This is a genomic window from Ornithinibacillus caprae (genome assembly GCF_009728145.1).
GTDB lineage: Bacteria > Bacillota > Bacilli > Bacillales > Amphibacillaceae > Ornithinibacillus > Ornithinibacillus caprae.
In genome coordinates, this window is the sequence record NZ_WOCA01000010.1 from 93,691 (window position 1) to 112,765 (window position 19,075).

Genomic DNA, 19,075 nt, shown 5'->3' on the forward strand with positions numbered 1-19,075 from the left:
TTATATTTACTATAAATTTTATCGATTCGCGAGTATTTTTCTGCCATAATCAATACTATTTGAAATAGTTCTGAAATGCTTTCGTGAGAGCGGAATTGGACTTTTTATAATACCTGCTTCTCATATGTTTTAACATCGAAAAGTTTTTTTGTTTTATATACTTCTTCTGGTTCAAATGTTATTTCTGCTATTTCTTGAATTAAATAATCATTACCCACTGGAATTGGCATATAATTTATTGTAATGGCACATTGAGGATACAATACAATGTTTGTTTGATTAATAGCTTTTCCCTCAACCCATAGGATCTTATTTTTCTTTTTATTTTTACTCTTAAAATTCATCACCTTGGATTTTAAGTGATTATTTCTTTTTCCATTAGAATCACAAAAAATAGTAACTTTAGTGTGGTCTAAGCTTACCTGTAGTTCAGTAATTACATTATGATTCAGTATTTCCTCTAAATGACTGGAAGAAATGATTATTTCTGAAGGTCTTATATTTCTAGATAACAATAATAATATCTCGATATACTCCTTATCTAATAAATAACGATTTGCAAAATAGTAATCTGTCAATTCTTTAGAATAGTCTCTTATATTTCGCCCGCCACTATTTTCAATTAATACAACTAATTTTTCGGTATTTTCTTTCATCTCTTTATTTATTTCTAAATTCGTACCCAAATGCTTAGCGCAATTAAATGGATTGTCTAGAAAATTCCTTGCAGAAGGCAAATAGTTAATTTGCCTTGCCAATGTTGTTGCGTATATATTGTCTTCATCATCTTCACAATGATAAATCAAATCATTATCTTTATTATTTCTATATACATATACTATCTTCTCGATATAACATAACCGCTCATATTCCTTACCTAAAATTTGGAATATCTCTTTTTTAAAGTTTAAATCTTTTAAAGCATACTCTTCTTGTCTTTTTAGATAATAATCATTAAAATCATTAAAACGATTATGAATATATTCTTCTGAAACCCGTATTACCTCATCTAATGAAGCACTGTAATTTTCTGGCTTTTTAAATTGTTGCTCTAAATCAACTATCTTCCCATTAATAGTGTTAACATATATTTGATTTATTTCTTCTCTTTCGATAACAGTCTGTGTTAACTCCTTTAAAGTTTCTTTACCCTTAACAGTCAAATTTAGTACATTACTTTTCACAAAAACTAGGTCTAATATAGACATTTCACCAACTACATCATTTAAAATTTCTTCTTCAACACCTGTTAATTCAGAAATATTAACAATCTCATTACATTTATTTTCAACTAATTTCATAATCACTTCATAAAAAAAAGGGAGTGATTGCTCTGATCTAATTAAAGTATTAAGACCAATTTCTCTATATGGTATATATAACTTTATTTTTTTGATAAAATCATATCCATTTTTTTCAGGTGCAATTAATCTGTTTAAGTCATATGTGATATCCCACATTTATTTCGCCTCCCCTATTCTGTGTTTTTGCATTGAAATATAATCAATGATTTCACAGTACTTTTCATTTTCTTTTATATACTTTATTATTTGAGGAAACTTATTTTCTTCAATAGTTATTTCAGATAAAAACTTAGCATCTCCGACTATAATTAAAAGTTTCTTCGCTCTTGAAAATGCCACATTTAATCTCTCTTCAGATTTTAAAAATCCTATTTTTTTATGGTCATTACTACTCCTAACCGTAGAATAAATAATAATATCTTTTTGCCCACCTTGAAAAGCATCCACTGAATTGACCACAACATTCCCATGAATATTCTCATAAACTGTTTGTTGTATTTCATTACGGATTAAATTTTTTTGTCCACTATATGGTGTAATGACCCCAACATCACACGTCTCTCCGTTTAAGTTATTATTAATAGTTTTCAACTGTTCCTTAACTATATTTGCTTCTAATAAATTTGTATAAGTTTTTAAGATTTTTTCTTCAGCTCTTTCCGGTGAACTTGACGTATCTATCCATACAATTGCTTTACCTTTATATAATTCAATATTATGTATTCTTTTAGCTATAGGGACGCCATTTGAAATATGGTTTTCATAAAACAACTGACTTATCATTGTTCCAATTGCAGGGTGCATTCTATATTGAGTATTTAATATTTGTTTGTTTTCTTTCGGTAAATGATTAAAAAGCTTCATAAATATGCTATCATATAATGTTTTGTAATCTAATTTGCTTTCATCAAATGCTTGCTTACTATTCATTATCAATTTGTCATCCAAAATTGGAGGTAGCTGTTTATGGTCTCCAACCATAATTATCTTTTTAGCCCTAATAATTGAGACAAGTAATTCAGGGAAAGTTGCTTTTGCTGCTTCATCAATGATCACAAAATCAAATACCATATCTTTAATAATATAATTGGAAACTACGCCCGTACAAGTTCCTGAAACGATTACTGCATTTTTAATGAAGTGTTGTTGAATGTCCATCCTTCCTACAATTCGACTAACCCATTCTCTTTGAATCATTAAAGATTTAAAGTCTTTTTTTAACAAATGATCTCTATATTTTTTTTCAAAATAATTGACAAAGGATTTAGCTTCTTTATTGAAATCACTTTCCTTTTCCTTGGAAAACTTCAATTCACTAAAAGCTTCACAGTATCTATCAAAATCCCCTATATTTATATCCATAGAATCCAATAATCTCTTTGCAAAGCTATTACTATTATTAATAATTTTTTTAACCCATTTTGATTGTGCATAATCTACAGAGTATTTTTTTCGAACAATCTCACTAAGATTTTCATCTCTGCCGATTCTAATTACTTTATTATGGTCATCTGAATATTCATCTAAATCTTCTAGCATTTTATCAACAGCTGCATGTGCCTGTGAAACAAGTAGTATATTTTGTTTAAAAATTTGACCGTTCTTATTTTTATTTAGTATTTGACGTAATATTTCAATAATAACATTGGTTTTTCCTGTTCCTGGAGGTCCTTGGATAAGGGAAATATCTTGAGAGTTCAGTGCTTTTGTAACAGCTCTTTTCTGTGCTGCATCTAAATTCTTATTAAAAAAACTTAGACTATCAGGTGCATTAAAATAACTCGATGTTTCTATTCCCGAGAAAATACTTTTCAAATTTGAGGGACTCGCATAATCCTCATTATTAAAAGATTTAAGCGCCTTCATTTCTCTACTTATTAACGACAAATTTCTCCTGTAATCTTCGCAAATAACACCTTTTCTCGGCAATCTGATTTTATTAGTTGATAGTTTAATCTTTAAGTAAAATCGGCCTTTTACCGTGTAAAATTTATTAAGAAAGCCAATTTCAATTATACTAATTTTCTTACCATCCCCGTTTTCATAGATAAACATTATTTCTTCATTTTTATTTTCTTCAAGATTGTGATAATCTTCCTCTTGAATAGAAAAAATACAATAATTATTTTCTACCTTAACAGAGTAATAATTAAATCTTAGTACATTTCTTTTATACTCATCCTCTATTATTTCTAATAACTTATGCCAAGCAAAAAAATTCTTTGAATATTCATTGTTCACATTTAAAGAAGATAGATACTCCTTTTTTTGGTCTCTGGAATTTATAGTTAATTCGAAATTATTATTTTTCCCAGGCGTATTGTTTCCAGACAATACAATTCTTACATCCCCATTAACAAACATAGCTTTTTTCTTTATTTGCTCTTTTTTAAACGGTTGTAGTTTAAAAACCTTAGCCACATCAAATATCTGTTTCCTATCATCATATAAACACAAGAAATAGTAATGTTGCCCATAGAGATAAAATTTCTCTTCATTTGTGTTTTCATTTTCAACTGCTATATAGGATTCTAAAAATTCTTCATATATATTTGAAACAATTTCATCGTATTTACCATTTTTGGGGATTAGCGAAAGGTTCCTCATATGATCAATTTTTCCTGTTGAAAGAGAAAATACGAATGTTTTATTTGTTTTACTATATCTTCCAAATAATTTTAGTAATGATTTTTTAACATCAAATATATTTTCATATCTATCTTTTGGATTATTTTTGACCATTTTTACTATTATTTCTTTCAATTCAATATCAATTCCTCCAGTCTTGTATATATCACTTTCTATATACTCCGAGTTCGGAGGCTCTCCACCGGTAAATAGATAATACAATACAACTCCTAAAGAATAAATATCACTCTTTTCAGTTGCATTTTCACTATGTTTATGCACTTCTGGAGCTGCGTATATATTTGTAGCAAATTGATATGTTGTATCTGTATTTACCATATCTTTGATTTTACTAATTCCAAAATCAATTAACTTTACTTGATAATCTTGAGTGATCATAATATTTTTTGGGTTAATATCTCTATGAATAATAGAATTCTCATGGGCTACTTGAACTGCATTGATTAGCTGTTGAATTATATTAAACTTCTGAGGATTATTTAAGTCCATTACATCAATATTTTTTAGGGTTTCCCCTTCAATGTATTCTAAAAATACTCTTCCACACTTCCCATACTTTTTATCGTTGTAAGTATCAAAATTTTCTAATCTTACAATGTGTTTACATGTTCTAAGTTTTGTTAAAGCCCCCACCTCCCGCTCAAAAAGCACATTGTATAGTGGTGTGTTTATCCCCTTAATAATTTTCATTACATAGTGTTTTTTAGTTGATATATCCTTAATTTTGACAACTTCAGAATTACTTTGCTCACCTGACTTTAATATCTTTATTTGTTCATATGTTTCAGTTAACATTTTCTTTCAACCCCTTACTTTCATAACGATTTACCTAGCTAAATTTTTAATTCTATTTTATAAAAGAAAGACAACAAGAAAGAAAAATTAAAATGGTTTCCCAGCCCCTCCCGATCTTCCTAGTTGCCTTAAACACAAAATATAATTACTTCCGATAATTTGTTTTTATATTTATTTTATAATCCTTGAATTTAGGAATTAATTAGCTGATTATAATTTGTACAATATTTTATTAATTAGAACTAGATTAATAGAGATGTTTGAATATATTTAATATGATTATTTACTACAATTATATATTTTTTCTCTTTTAGTAATTTTCTAATAGTATTATTTTATCATAAAAAATACTTAATTTATACTTCCCTATAACATCAATAAAACTATACGATCTATGTGTTTCATAAATTATTTATAATTTAATTAATTGAACACAAGATATTTTAATTTAAAGTATCAATCTTTTCTTTTAATGCATTTAAAACCGACCTATATCTTGTATAAAGCTTCCCATTAAGATTCAATTGTTTAGCAATTGTTCTTATCGACGGAATTTTCCCATCATTTATTCCTCTATCTATTATTCTCAATCATCACCTATATAGTTTTGTATCTTCATCTCTCTCCATTTTAATTCATCTAATTCAACTTGTTTTGAAATCCATCTAGCTAAAACTGGATACTGAGTTCTTACTGTATCTCTACTTTTTCCAATACTTCTGTATATTAATTTTCCAGTTACTTTTTCACCACTTTGTTGCTTTTTTTGAATAAACAGCTCTGCCTTGTGTTTTAATTCTTTGATTGATTTTGATTTACGAAAGTTTCTATGTTTTTCAATACCCGTTTCTATTAACAGTCTGGCTTCCCCATCTTTAGCTAACTTTTTGCGAGGATATTTTAAGTTCCTCGAAATAGTCGAAAATGAAATATCCCCATCATTATCTATTAATCTATTTATTTCTTGTGTAATTTTTTCAAATCTATTAATATTGCATTTCTTATAGCTGCATTATTATTGTCCAACTGATTACTTTTCTGAACATTAAAGTGTAAATAATATTGAACTGCATCTGAATATAAAAAATAGAAATATTGAGCAATAGATAATTGATATCTTCGTCTAATATCTCTAGAGCTATCCGTCGTTTGGGACATAGAGCAGACAAAACCATCTATGATTTCTTTTTCTGAATATCTTAAGTTAGTAATAACATTTTTATTATCTTCTATTAAATTATGGTTTAATAGATAACCTTTACATCTAATTAACAATAAATTAGAAATTGATAACTCTCTTAAAATACTATTCTGGCTGTATCCTTTATTATCTAATTCAATTACTCTTTCTAATAGATTAACTTTCTCACCGACTTCTTCCCACTCATTTTTGGTAATATTGACTCCATAAGTGATGAAGCAACCCGTACAAACAGCTGGGGTTCCATATTTAATACCCTTATCAATTTTGTATTTCTTCTCAAGCCCTTTTAACTTAAAAGATTTTTGATATGAAGAACACCAGGGTGTTAGGCATACCCTTTTATGAGAATTTCTTCTAAGAAAATTAAATATAGATTCGATATAATATTCACTAACTTCTGCATAAAATAATTGTTCAACACTCATATTCATAGAGTGTAAAACTTTCATAACATAAGGAAAACTTACATTTACGTACTTAATGTCTCCATTTATAATTCGTAGGATTGCTTTTGTATATTTAGAACCAAGTTTCCCTCTAATCATCAAGTCATCATATATGTTTTCACTTTTTACCTTTTGCCCATATTGAATAAGATAAAGCAACTTTATACAAATCGATTGTTCAAGAGAGAACCCTTTTATACTTGAAACAATATTATTCTCCATTGTATTTAACAAAAATTTATAATCATCATAAATCCTATTTTGGGAAATTATATATTCTTTTGATTTCGTTTTCGTATTTTCATTAGAGACATAAGTTAGGTCCCCTCCACAATCATGACACTTCATGTTTACTAAGGTCTCAGAAAAATATCTTTGTTCTTTATGACAATACGGGCAAGTATTTCTTAACTTTTTCAAATGAATATTACACAGATCTATATCATTAAATTGCCATATAAGATTATAATAACCAAACTCACTTAAGCAATCTGGACAGTATTTCCTATTCCGGGTTTCTATGAGAACACGAGTTATTGGACTGCTTCCATTTTCCCAATTATATATAATTGATAATTTTGTCAACAAAGGAATAAACGTTTTGTTTAATAATTGTTTCTCGGATTTTTTTAGAATTTCTCCTAATTTTGTAATATCAAATGTCTTATATAAATCTAATCGATACTTTGATTTATAAAAATATTGTATCTCATACTTTGAGTAAATTAATGAAGCGATGTCTGTAATACTTAGGCAATTTGCTTTTGCAACTCTCAAAACATAAGTACTCAGACTTTCATACTCAAAGGGCTTTGGTCTAATGGTTAACCTATTTCCCATAATGAACCCCCTCAATACAAGTTCTATAAAAATTTCTCTTTATCATTTTGTATTTTAATTCTTTCATTTATATAAGCAGTTAATTCTGGAGCTTTTCTCCACAAAACTGTCCTACCTATTCCTATATACTTATACAATGAGCTGGAATCAACTTTTTCATTTTTTTCTATAAATAATTCAACTTCTTCATAAATTTTTTCTTTCATTATTGATAACCTGTATTCTTTCTGCATTTCTTTGCAATATATGGATTACAGCCCCAATTTCTTAAAGTTTCTGGGCACACTTCAGCAATTTCAGATACAGCAGCAATAGTTATTTCTTTATCGGCATTAAATAGCTGATCCACTATGTGCTGAACCTTTACTTGACTATTATTACTGCTCTTTTTAGACTGTCTAGGACGCTTCGTTTCTATAATTTCTCGCATTACATCTGGGTGATAACGATGTAATAGAAAATGAGAGTAACTTTTCCAGCATTCCCACGCCTGTATATGTTTTATGGTTTTGTAATTTCTTATACCATTAATAAAAGCCTTCACGAAATCATCACTTATGTTTGAAAAAAGACTGGGATACTCAATAATACCTCTTGAGTGAAAATAAGCTAAATGCCTTTTTACTTTATCCCCAGGTAAACCAGTTTTTCTCGATAATTTGTTAATACTGGTTTTATCAACTATATCCTTTAGCATTCTGTATCCTTCAATAAAGCTTGTCCGCTCTTCTAATTCATTAAATTGATTTACTGCATATTCACATCCACATTCTAAACAGGCTAAATAGTAAGTCAATATTTCTCCCGAATCTAGTCGTTTAAAAGAGGTACCTGTTTTAATCATTAAGCCTAACTTTCCATAATTAGCGCACCAAGGAGCCATACATGAAAATTGGTCACTTTTCAAGACTGTCTTACCTCTTATAGAATTTATAAAAGATTCTTTAACACTCAACCCTAAAAATTTCTCCATTGAAATGTCATTTTCGTAAAGTATTCTTAAGATGTAGGATAGATGAAGAGTTCTTTCTTGTGATAATGTTCCTCTTGCATGTTGTAATAGTGTTGGTAATGATTTTGGCTCTTTCATATTCGACTCTACAATACCTCTGTGAAATTTAGGCTGATATGAATTTAATATATACAAAACTCTAATGGCAATATCCTCTGAATCCAAGTTGTATCCTGTAGAATTAAATAAAATATTCCATGACTGCTCCAACCAAACTTGATACTTTAAAGTCTCATCAAATATTGAAAGTTCATTTAGAGTATCTGTTAATGGATAACTGCAGTTTGGACATAAACTTAAATCATATTGATTTTCTAGCTTAACTTCTTTATTACAAGTTGCACATGAATCTACTAATGGAATTCCATGCTTAGTGCACACAATTATATTTTCAATTTTCCACAATAGCGGAAAATACTGCTTCTCTAGTAGACATTTCGGACAATAGCAAAAATGATCCCGAACCATACCGGAAATAAAGCGGGCTCTTTGAATTTCTTTTTCTGAACGGAATTTTTTAAGGAAAAAGTAAAAAGATAATTGAAGCATCTCTTTTTCCTGTATGTTGTTCATTTCAGATAATCTTTTTAAATCAACTAAGCTATAAGGTGAGAAATCTAATAAATTTATATCATTTCTTTGTATGTAATGTGCTTTAGTTACTTTAAAATTATTTAATAATGATATAAGTTGTAATCTGTTTGCTTTAGATAGACGGAATAAAAAGCTAGATAGAGCTTCTCCAAGATAAGGTTTAATTCTTACCGTAAACCGGTTCATATAAATATACACCTCCAAATAATATTGTTTCCAATTTTATCTAGAGAATTTATATTTATTATTTAAGGCTTTAGTTGTCTTAGATCTTATTAGTCGTTACATCATCAAAATCCTCTTCAGTTATTTCCCCTAGCACGTTTTCCCGAGCTTGAATTAGAACGTTTCCATCAATATTGTTTAAAATTGAAAAATCTTTAAAGTCTGGCTCAAATACACCTACTATAGCGAAAGCTTCCCGTAATATTGGTGTTAGCCAACCTAAAAGACCTCCACTTAATTGATGTAGCAGCTCTGGAAATGCACTATCTGCATTTCCTAATTCCAACGAATAGTCTGGTATTGCTAATTGTTCCTCGATAGAAATCAATAAATCGATAAAACTTTGATCACAGGTCTGAAATACCGGGATTGTTCTTGGCGGAAATCTTCCTTTGTACTGTTGGTCCAACTTTCTTAATTTATCTGTTTCATGAGTACCAACCAGAATTAAACAAACATCCGTTTCATTTGTAATACCTTTTATTAATTCCATAGATTCTTTACGACTTACATAAGTTGATGAAAGCAAATAATCTAACTCATCAATAATTAGCATTTCGCACTTTTGTTCCTTTAATAAAAAATACGCTCTATCCTTTATTGTTTCTACATCGCCTGACATTTTTGTTGCACCTAACGACTTTATGATTTGGTTGTACAAACCTTTTTTTGTAAATGGCGCAGGGCAGTTCATATATGCGACTGGTACTATATCAATTTCAGTACCATCCTCTTTGATATGTTCATACCCCTTGTTAAGTTTTTTATATTTCTTCATCATTTGAGATTTTCCAACTCTTGAATTACCTTTAACAAATAAATGTAGCTGACCTTCTTCAGAATCTTGTTCTGCACCCAATCTCCTATACAACCTTTTTCTATCAAAGATTTCCCATAACTTTTTCACTTCTGGATGCTCTATATAAAGATTAATGACTCTTTTTTGAAACTCTGTATATTCATTCTTCAAGATTGTCCTCTCTTTTCTGCCTTTTCGTTATTTAACCTCTCCACTAATTCTTCTAGTTGACTCTTTGAAGTATTAGTATTTTGTGGTTTAAGCTGTTCGGTTGGAACTGCTGTTAATGATAATCCTGAATTTAATGCTTGTTTTCGCACCGATTTATTCTTTTTTATTTTTTGGTTAATCTTATCTACTAGTATTTTCTTCGCCTTAACAATAAGCTTTGATCCAGGTATTTGATTAGTTACTAATTCTCCTATATCTTTTAATATTTTCCGGATAATTTTGTATGTTTTTATGCTCATCCCTTGTAAATCTTTTGCAGGGGGGTTATATGCAGCAACTTGGATATATTCATGTTTAGATTGATCCAAAATATAAATTCGAGACATATCATCCGGATCAAACTTGATTTTATGTCTTTTATTCTTTGGTATATTATTTAAGTTACTAGACGAATAATAGACATTCTCAAATCTAATACCGTCTCTTGACAATTTCCTTTTCGTTATAGGAAGAAGCTCTAATCGGTAATAATCCTCATCCTCTTCCTCAATATAATTCGGAAATCCTAGTACCTCTAGAGCTTGGTAATAACGGGCAGTTGGTGTCGGATAATCCAATGGTAATGAAGAATGAACTTTATGATGGTAAATATCAGTGATGTACATAGTTAATATTTCTGTTATATCACTTAAGGTTAAAATAGCTTCTTTTTCTGCATCATATTCCCCTAATTCTTTTGGATTACTTTTTCGATTACCTATTTGGTTATGTATAAAGTTTTTATTAATCGTACCAAAAACTCTCTCAATTATAGCCCCGTATTTAGGAGTACCCACTGGACGATAGCGAACCTCCGCCTCAAGGGTTTCTTCTATCATTCGTTTTACGGCTGCACTTTTAAAATCCGGGCCATTATCCAGATAAATAATAGATGGTATTCCATGTATGTCCCATTCATTAATAGTATTAAATCTTTCCCTGGATTTTTTTAAAAAGATACCGTGTTCGATTGCCTTTCTTACTTTATTTCCAGAGGGATCTTCCATTGAAACATGCAAACACCAAATCATTCTGGTAAATACATCTATACCCATAGTGATCCATGGTCGTCCAATGTTAAATCCACTGTCCTCGTCAATAACATCCATATCCAATTGAGTATGATCTATTTGTACTATATGTAAAGGTGCCTTCGCTATTTCGTTAGAAATCCCCCTTAGGATAGGATCATATTTTTGGCTAGCTATTTCCCCCATTCTGAATCGATCCTTTATTTCCGGTTCTAACCTATTTGTAATCAAATAATAGACCGTATCATACCCAATCCTTTCCAATCCCTTGTCATCACAGGCAATTTCCATCATTTGATGAACATGAGCTATTGAAGGTTTTACTTTACTTAAATAGTGTTTTTCTATGCCATCTTTGATTATTGACGCATATTCTTTTTCCTTTCTAATGCGAATTACCGCTAAAACTTCATCTTTGTTTTTAGGATGACAAATTTCTATTAGCTTTTCATCTTCTCGTATTTTTGGTTCTTTTATAGATTTTCTCACAAGTCCTTCAATTCCATGGTTAGTTAATTGATTTTCAACTTGATAATACCTTTGGACATATCGTTGTAATTGTCTCTTAGATTTTCCGTATTTATCGGATAGCCTTTTGTAAAGTTCTTCTTTTGAAATATCTAGGACCATTTCTCCATCCTTTATTAAATCTCCATATGAATCATTAAATTTGAGAATTGAAACATAGTCCCCGTCTTTTGCTCTTTCATAAACTAAAATTGGTTTGATCATTATAAATTTTTCTGAAACAGATTCCCTATGTTTCTCACTTAATGAATCCAGTATAGATCTATGCCGTTTCTCTTCCTTTTTTTCTTCCTTTTTCAACAATTTATGAGCTTTATTATTTGGTTTAAATGTAGGGTCAGTAATTAATTTGATATACTCTATTTCATGTACCCTCTTGTCCTCATGATCTATTCTCATAAAAAGCAACTTAGGTGGTTCTATCGAATGCACGTAATATTTCGCCCCTAAGTACGAAAAGTAGTCATTAACGTTTAATCTAAATTGTTTCATTTATTTCACCTTTTTCTTCTCAAATAATAAAAACACATCATCCAAGTTACTTCCTAACTGAACTTCACTTTTTTCATTGATAGTCTCATATAAATTTGTTCGAAGCCTTCCAATTCCAATCAAATGATAAACAATCGGTAAGACAAAACGAAAATCAGCTTTGGCTGAAAAACTTTTTGCAAGTTCTATTACTGTTATTTGTTCAACATACTTCATCTTGTTAATAATTTCAGGAATGTACTTTTCATAGTGTTTTCGAGGTTTTAAAAAATTTGTTAATAAGAAAACATTTGAAATGATAACATCCGGGATTCCTTCCTTTGTTTTTAAAAGTGAATAATCCCAATTTCTTTTTTCTGAATACTTTTCACAAGCTTTATTAATTACAACATCTTTTGTTTTTTCATCATAACCCTCAATTTTAATTTGATATAAGTGAGGCTTAAATCCTTGCCTAAAAACTAATACATCCGGCACATGTATCCAGCTTTCTAAGATATTATTTTCATTAAAATACCTTATTGGAATTTCAACTGGTTGCTCATAGAACCGTACCGTCAATGGATCAAGTTCTAAAAAATAATAAAACAAACACTCCCCCCAAAGTGACTCATACCCTACGTGCCTTTTCATCTTTCGACTATAAACATGTCCTGTACTATGATGCATGAACTTACTCTTTTTATTATTCACTTCACGTTTCGGAGAGAATTCCTCATCCTCTTTAAACCAATTTTTCTTTTGTAGCCAATCCAACTTTATCTCCTCCTACTATTTAGACAAAACTAAAATAACTTCATCAAAGAAGAATTTTATGAAGTTATATATAATAAAAACTCCTCCCGAGAACGGAAGGAGTTTTTAAAAAAGTGTATTCTATTGAGAAAAAATAAAACAATATTCATTTCTTCACCGCTTTAAGTATTTTTCTACATTATCTAACTTTATTTTTTCCATATAGTGGTGCACTTATGTTTCAAAAGAAACTTTGAAAAATTACAAACATATTAAGTAATAGCTTTTTCTGTTTCTGTTAATTTTTTATTTAAAGAACATTTATTAGAGCTAACTGTAGTAGCATTTCCCACTACAGTTAGCTGAAAATATTATGACGATCTTCTTAAAATCTTATGACATATTATACTACAAACCGTGACATAATACATTAAAATTCACAAACACTTAGTCTACAAAACAACACTTTACTCCACTGTAACACTCTTAGCCAAATTACGTGGCTTATCAACATCACAATCTCGGTGCAATGCAGCGTAGTATGCTAATAGCTGTAAAGGTACCACACTAACAAGTGGTGTTAACAATTCGTGCACGTGAGGTAATACAAATGCATCTTCATCCTGTTCTAAACCTTTCATGCTAATTACCATAGCATTTGCGCCACGGGCAACAACTTCTTGGACATTACCACGAATTGAATAATTTACATTTTCCTGTGTAGCTAATGCAATAACAGGTGTACCTTCTTCGATTAAGGCAATTGTCCCGTGCTTCAACTCCCCACCAGCAAATCCTTCTGCTTGGATATAGGAAATCTCTTTTAATTTTAATGCACCTTCTAACGAAACGTTATAGTCTGCACTTCGACCGATAAAGAATGCATTACGTGTTGTTGCTAAATAATCTCTAGTTAACTGCTCAATTGTTTCTTTTTGAGCGGTTAGTACTTCCATCGCATTTGCAACTATAGCTAATTCCTGCATTGGATCAAAGTCTAATTCAATGCCTTTTGCGTTTGCTGTATCAACCGCTAATATAGCTAACACTGCAATTTGTGCAGTATATGCTTTGGTAGATGCTACAGCGATCTCTGGGCCTGCATGGAGATGCAGGGTATAATCCGCTTCACGAGAAAGGGTAGATCCTGGCACATTAGTAATTGTCAGTGCTGGGTATCCCATTTCTTTTATTTTTACTAATACGGCACGGCTATCAGCTGTTTCCCCACTTTGAGAAATAAAGATAAATAATGGTTTTTCTGATAACAATGGCATATTATACGAAAATTCACTTGCTACATGGACTTCAACTGGAATCTTAGCTAATTTTTCAATAAATTCCTTACCAACTAAACCAGCATGGTAACTCGTTCCAGCTGCAATGATATAAATTCGGTCAGCAGCTTTCATTGCTTGACGAATATCTCCATCAAGCTTTAGCTCATTATTTTCATTTTGGTACTCGTTAATGATTTTACGCATCACTATTGGCTGCTCATCAATTTCTTTCAGCATGAAATGTGAATACGTACCTTTTTCAATGTCACTTGCATCAATTTGTGCAGTATATGGTTTACGTTCCACAACTGCTCCATCTAACTTTTGAACTTCAACAAAGTTTCGGTTAACTAATACAACTTCTTGATCGTAAATTTCCAAATATTGATCCGTCACTTTTAATGTTGCCATAGCGTCACTAGCAACCACATTGAATCCGTCACCTAGACCGACTAATAAGGGACTTTTATTTTTCGCTACATATAGCGTATCTTGGTCCTCTAGATCAATAAGCGCAATTGCATAAGAACCTTTTAATAATCCCATAACTTGACGAAACGCTTCAGCAGTATCATGATGCTGCTCATAAAACATTTCAATTAACTGGACAACGACCTCTGTATCCGTTTCACTAGCAAAGTTTACATCCGAAAGATATTCCCTTTTTAATTCCTGATAATTCTCAATAACACCATTATGAACAAGGGTAAATCTTTTTGACGTACTTTGATGTGGGTGAGCATTACTCTCACTTGGTTCCCCGTGTGTAGCCCAACGAGTATGACCAATACCCATAGTTGCATGAATGGAGTGATCTACACTTTCTCTAAGCGTAGCAATACGACCCTTTACTTTGAAAAGATTTAATCCATCATCATTTAAAATCGCTATTCCAGCTGAGTCATAGCCTCGATATTCTAATTTCTCAAGTCCATTTAGTAAAACTTCTTTTGTATCATTTTGTCCGATATATCCTACAATTCCGCACATATCGCTGTTCCTCCTCTAATTAAAGGGGCAACAAACGACCTTGACATTCATTATTGAATAGGGGCTTTTGTTTGTTGCCCCTTTCTCGTGATTGTTTGATCACCTCTTGCTTCTCCCCTTTGTGCAATAAGTTACCTCATTGTTTTAGTGGAAAAGCTTACGATTGAGATGTACAACCGGAAGGCACCCGCCGATAAATTCGATAACCTTCAACCTCGTCAACTATTTTCATTTCCGATCAGAAAATAGTCCTGGCGCTTATAAATATTAAATAATACCTCTATGCTCCTTTCTATTCTTGAATAAGTTCACCCTTATCAATGGTAAAAACTGTACAGGGTACACCATATTGTAACCGATAAATGTTTATCTGGTCAATTACTTTTTTAATGGGTGATGTTTATAGTATATGTCTGAAACGAGTATATGTTCCTTAAGATCATTAAACAGAATAAGAAAGCGTACAGACAACAGTCCATACGCATTCAATAAATTACCCTTGATGCTTTTCTAAAAACTCAAGCATTCTGGAATATACCCTGATTTCATTTTCTTTTTTCGAGAAACCATGACCCTCATCTTCTAACAAGAGGTATTCTACTTCTCTTCCCTCCGCTGTTAATTTTTCAACAATTTGATCCGATTCCTCTTTTACTACACGAGGATCTTTAGCTCCTTGAATAACAAGCATCGGTTTTACCATTCCATCTAAATACGTTACTGGAGAGTCCTTAATAAAGCGCTCCTTATCACGTTCTGGATCACCTAACCAACGATCCATAATTGGCTTCCAGTGGGCAGGAACGGAGTTTACAAATGTAAATAAATCAGAAGGACCAAAAATATCTACAACTGCTTTAAAATACTCTGCATGACGTCCATGTAATAATAACGCCATATATCCTCCATAACTACCACCAACGAGGAAAAGCTTCTCACGGTCAGTTATGTTGTTCTCAAATAGCCATTCAATTGCAGCTACACAATCAAGTCTTGGTCCTTCACCCCAATCTTGTTCCACTAATTTAACAAAGGAGGAACCATAACCCGTTGATCCACGGAAGTTAGGCGCAAAAATAGTATAGCCTCGATTCAAGAAACATTGGAACATGGAGCGGAAGAATTTACGCTCAGATGCCTGTGGTCCACCGTGTGGCCAAAAAATTGTATGCCCATTATCATTCTCTGGTTTGGCCTTAAATAATAAAGCCTCAATCTCCATACCATCAAACGATTTGTAAGATACAACATCAGGCTCCACCATATCCTCAGTGCTCAAACCTAGCACACGGTTATTCGTCAATTGCTCCCATCCACTTCCATCTGCTGATTGAAAGATATTATGTGGAATAGTTGCACTTCTCCCTAGAATATAGACACTTCCAGATTTAACTACTTGAACTTTTTCTATAACATCCACTGGAGTAGATAATTTTTCCAGTTTTTCAGAAGATAAATTATATTTATATAAATTATCCTGTACTCCGTTTTCTGTTAATAAATAAAATAGTTTATTTGTTTTATCCCATTCAAGTGAATTGATACTTTCATTATCGATACTTAACACTTGAGAAAATTCCTTTGTATTAAGGTCAAATTTTGCCACATAACTGTACTCACTATCGTAGTCTGTAACAAAATAAATGGTCTCATCAACGAAAACTGGCTCAAAAGTAACATGAACTTTATTCGGATCTGGTGTTAAACTATATGTTTCATTACCAACTTTTACAAACCCTGTAACATATGTATTTGCAAAAGATCGTAAATAAACAAACTTTTTCTCGTCATCAGAAACAGCAGTAAGATTAGTTGGAGAAACTTCTCCCACATGAATTATCTCATCGGAATTATCTTCTAAGTTACGTACCCTTGTATTCAGGAAGCTCGGATTTCCTTCAGATGTCATATAATAAATCCGTTGTCCATCTTCACTTAAGTGACTTAAGAAAAATTTTTCTGATGGATCTCCAGTAATGAGCGGTTGTGGTAGCCCACCTTCATTTGCAATAGCATAAATCTGATGATTCTCATCTCCGTCTTTATCAAATCCAGCCAACACATATCGGTTTTCCGGATCAATTTTAATAAAGCTGTTTGATTCATCATGATGAGCAAATAAGTAAGGGTACGTATCAGGTAAATCCATTGCCCATAAATTCATTTTCCCATTCAGATTTGCACTAAAAATAAGCTTCTTCTCATCATTACTAACTGAGAAATTAGTAATAACATACGTACGGAAAAATTGTTCCACCGTCGGTTTTGAAAAAGTTATCATTGTATTCCCCCTAAATTTAATGATTTTTGTAACCTTTGGAATAATTCTACTATGAATAGTATAACTTATTTTGAACTATTCTGACATAATAAGGCACCAAAAATCATGTTGTTATATTCCATTATATTGTTTATATCTCTTTTTATCGCACTTGGGCGACAAGACTCCTTCCTCAAAAATCCGTTAAGATTTTAGGTTGGGGGAGGATGTCAAAATCGACTATAGATGGTTTCTATCTTCGACTTAAGTCTGATTAAAAAAACATGCTTCCATAATTAGGAAGCATGCTCTGTATTATTCCTTTAACCCTAACAAGTTATCAATTAGTCTCACAACTTGATCAGCGTATTTTTCACATTCTTCTTTCGTTGGAGCCTCAACCATAACACGAACTAACGGCTCGGTACCTGATGGGCGAACAAGTACTCGACCTTGATCTCCAAGATGTTGTTCAACAGCATTAATTTCACTTAATATTCTAGAGTCTGATAATGCTTTTTGTTTATCTACTACTTTTACGTTTTTCAGTACTTGTGGGAAAATCGTCATTTCACTTGCTAATTCAGATAATGGTTTACCAGTTTCTTTCATCACGTTCACTAATTGAATCGCAGATAACATTCCGTCACCAGTTGTACTGTAATCTAGGAAAATGATATGACCAGATTGCTCACCACCTAGATTATATCCGCCTTTACGCATCTCCTCCATAACATAGCGGTCACCAACTGCTGTCTTATCACTACGCATTCCATTTTCTTCTAACGCTTTATAGAAACCTATATTACTCATTACAGTCGAAACTACTGTATTATGACGAAGGAAGCCTTTATCGTTCATATATTTCGCACATATGAACATAATTTGATCACCATCAACAATATTTCCTTTTTCATCAACAGCGATTAATCGGTCACCATCTCCATCAAAAGCTAGTCCAACATCTGCACCTTTTTCAACCACATAAGCTTGTAATTTTTCCGGATGTGTTGATCCAACACCCTCATTTATATTTAGTCCATCCGGTGATGAACCAATGGTATAAACATCCGCTTCCAAATCTGCAAATAGATGTGTTGCCAGGCTTGAAGTTGCTCCGTGCGCACAATCTAAAGCTATTTGTAGTCCTTCAAAATCATTATCTACAGATCCTTTTAGGAAAGAGAGGTACTTCTGACCTGCCTCAAAGAAGTCATTTACAACCCCTATATCCCCACCAACTGGACGTGGTAGATTATCTTCCCCTTCCATCAATTCTTCAATTTCTTGTTCTTGTTCATCCAATAACTTGAAACCATCTGGACCAAAAAACTTAATACCGTTATCTTCAACTGGATTATGTGAAGCTGAAATCATTACCCCAGCCTGTGAGCTGGTTGCCTTTGTTAAATACGCAACACCTGGAGTTGAAATGACACCTAGTCGCATTACCTCTGCACCGATTGAAAGTAACCCAGCAACAAGTGCTCCTTCCAGCATATTTCCAGAAATTCTTGTATCACGACCTATCAAAATTCGTGGTCTACTTGTTTCTTTTGTTAAGACATATCCTCCAAATCGACCTAGCTTAAAAGCTAGTTCTGGAGTGAGATCTTTATTTGCTACTCCTCGTACCCCATCTGTTCCAAAATATTTACCCATAAGTACCTCTCCTTCTATC

At 31.8% G+C, this 19,075-nt stretch carries 11 protein-coding genes; all 11 read right to left on the reverse strand.

Annotated features, from left to right (window positions below; genetic code table 11):
• Positions 1-104: 104 nt before the first annotated feature.
• Positions 105-1,460 (reverse strand): hypothetical protein, encoded by a 1,356-nt coding sequence (locus GMD78_RS13205; protein ID WP_155669285.1) that lies wholly within the window; start codon positions 1,458-1,460, stop codon positions 105-107.
• A complete protein-coding gene (locus GMD78_RS13210) occupies positions 1,461-4,748 on the reverse strand; it encodes a serine/threonine-protein kinase (RefSeq protein WP_155669286.1) in 3,288 nt (1,095 codons plus the stop codon).
• A gap of 957 nt (positions 4,749-5,705) precedes the next feature.
• Positions 5,706-7,238 carry a TniQ family protein gene (locus GMD78_RS13215; RefSeq protein WP_155669287.1) on the reverse strand — a complete coding sequence of 511 codons (1,533 nt, stop codon included), beginning with the start codon at positions 7,236-7,238 and terminating at the stop codon, positions 5,706-5,708.
• Positions 7,239-7,261: 23 nt separating this feature from the next.
• Positions 7,262-7,444: a hypothetical protein gene (locus tag GMD78_RS13220; protein WP_155669288.1), complete on the reverse strand. Its 183-nt coding sequence runs from the start codon at positions 7,442-7,444 to the stop codon at positions 7,262-7,264.
• Positions 7,444-9,030 carry a TniQ family protein gene (locus GMD78_RS13225; protein ID WP_155669289.1) on the reverse strand — a complete coding sequence of 529 codons (1,587 nt, stop codon included), beginning with the start codon at positions 9,028-9,030 and terminating at the stop codon, positions 7,444-7,446. The genes GMD78_RS13220 and GMD78_RS13225 overlap by 1 nt, the downstream gene beginning before the upstream one ends.
• A gap of 79 nt (positions 9,031-9,109) precedes the next feature.
• Positions 9,110-10,039, reverse strand: coding sequence for a TniB family NTP-binding protein (locus GMD78_RS13230; RefSeq protein ID WP_155669290.1), 930 nt, complete (start codon positions 10,037-10,039; stop codon positions 9,110-9,112).
• Positions 10,036-12,129: a Mu transposase C-terminal domain-containing protein gene (locus GMD78_RS13235; protein ID WP_155669291.1), complete on the reverse strand. Its 2,094-nt coding sequence runs from the start codon at positions 12,127-12,129 to the stop codon at positions 10,036-10,038. Before GMD78_RS13235 ends, GMD78_RS13230 begins: the two co-directional genes overlap by 4 nt.
• Entirely contained in the window at positions 12,130-12,885 is a 756-nt protein-coding gene (locus GMD78_RS13240; RefSeq protein WP_155669292.1) for a PDDEXK family nuclease, read from the reverse strand. It abuts the gene before it with no gap.
• Between the two features lie 446 nt (positions 12,886-13,331).
• Complete coding sequence (gene glmS / locus GMD78_RS13245) at positions 13,332-15,134, reverse strand: glutamine--fructose-6-phosphate transaminase (isomerizing) (protein WP_155669293.1); 1,803 nt, start codon at positions 15,132-15,134, stop codon at positions 13,332-13,334.
• 493 nt (positions 15,135-15,627) lie between these two features.
• On the reverse strand, positions 15,628-17,415 hold the full coding sequence (locus GMD78_RS13250; protein ID WP_155669294.1) for a S9 family peptidase: 1,788 nt from the start codon (positions 17,413-17,415) through the stop codon (positions 15,628-15,630).
• Positions 17,416-17,709: 294 nt separating this feature from the next.
• On the reverse strand, positions 17,710-19,056 hold the full coding sequence (gene glmM, locus GMD78_RS13255; RefSeq protein ID WP_155669295.1) for a phosphoglucosamine mutase: 1,347 nt from the start codon (positions 19,054-19,056) through the stop codon (positions 17,710-17,712).
• Between the last annotated feature and the right edge of the window lie 19 nt (positions 19,057-19,075).

Bases quoted from the DNA above. Each gene is read 5' to 3' on its own strand.
- GMD78_RS13205 (WP_155669285.1), bottom strand. From the start codon at position 1,460: ATGTGGGATATCACATATGACTTAAACAGATTAATTGCACCTGAAAAA.
- GMD78_RS13210 (WP_155669286.1), bottom strand. From the start codon at position 4,748: ATGTTAACTGAAACATATGAACAAATAAAGATATTAAAGTCAGGTGAG.
- GMD78_RS13215 (WP_155669287.1), bottom strand. From the start codon at position 7,238: ATGGGAAATAGGTTAACCATTAGACCAAAGCCCTTTGAGTATGAAAGT.
- GMD78_RS13220 (WP_155669288.1), bottom strand. From the start codon at position 7,444: ATGAAAGAAAAAATTTATGAAGAAGTTGAATTATTTATAGAAAAAAAT.
- GMD78_RS13225 (WP_155669289.1), bottom strand. From the start codon at position 9,030: ATGAACCGGTTTACGGTAAGAATTAAACCTTATCTTGGAGAAGCTCTA.
- GMD78_RS13235 (WP_155669291.1), bottom strand. From the start codon at position 12,129: ATGAAACAATTTAGATTAAACGTTAATGACTACTTTTCGTACTTAGGG.
- glmS (WP_155669293.1), bottom strand. From the start codon at position 15,134: ATGTGCGGAATTGTAGGATATATCGGACAAAATGATACAAAAGAAGTT.
- GMD78_RS13250 (WP_155669294.1), bottom strand. From the start codon at position 17,415: ATGATAACTTTTTCAAAACCGACGGTGGAACAATTTTTCCGTACGTAT.
- glmM (WP_155669295.1), bottom strand. From the start codon at position 19,056: ATGGGTAAATATTTTGGAACAGATGGGGTACGAGGAGTAGCAAATAAA.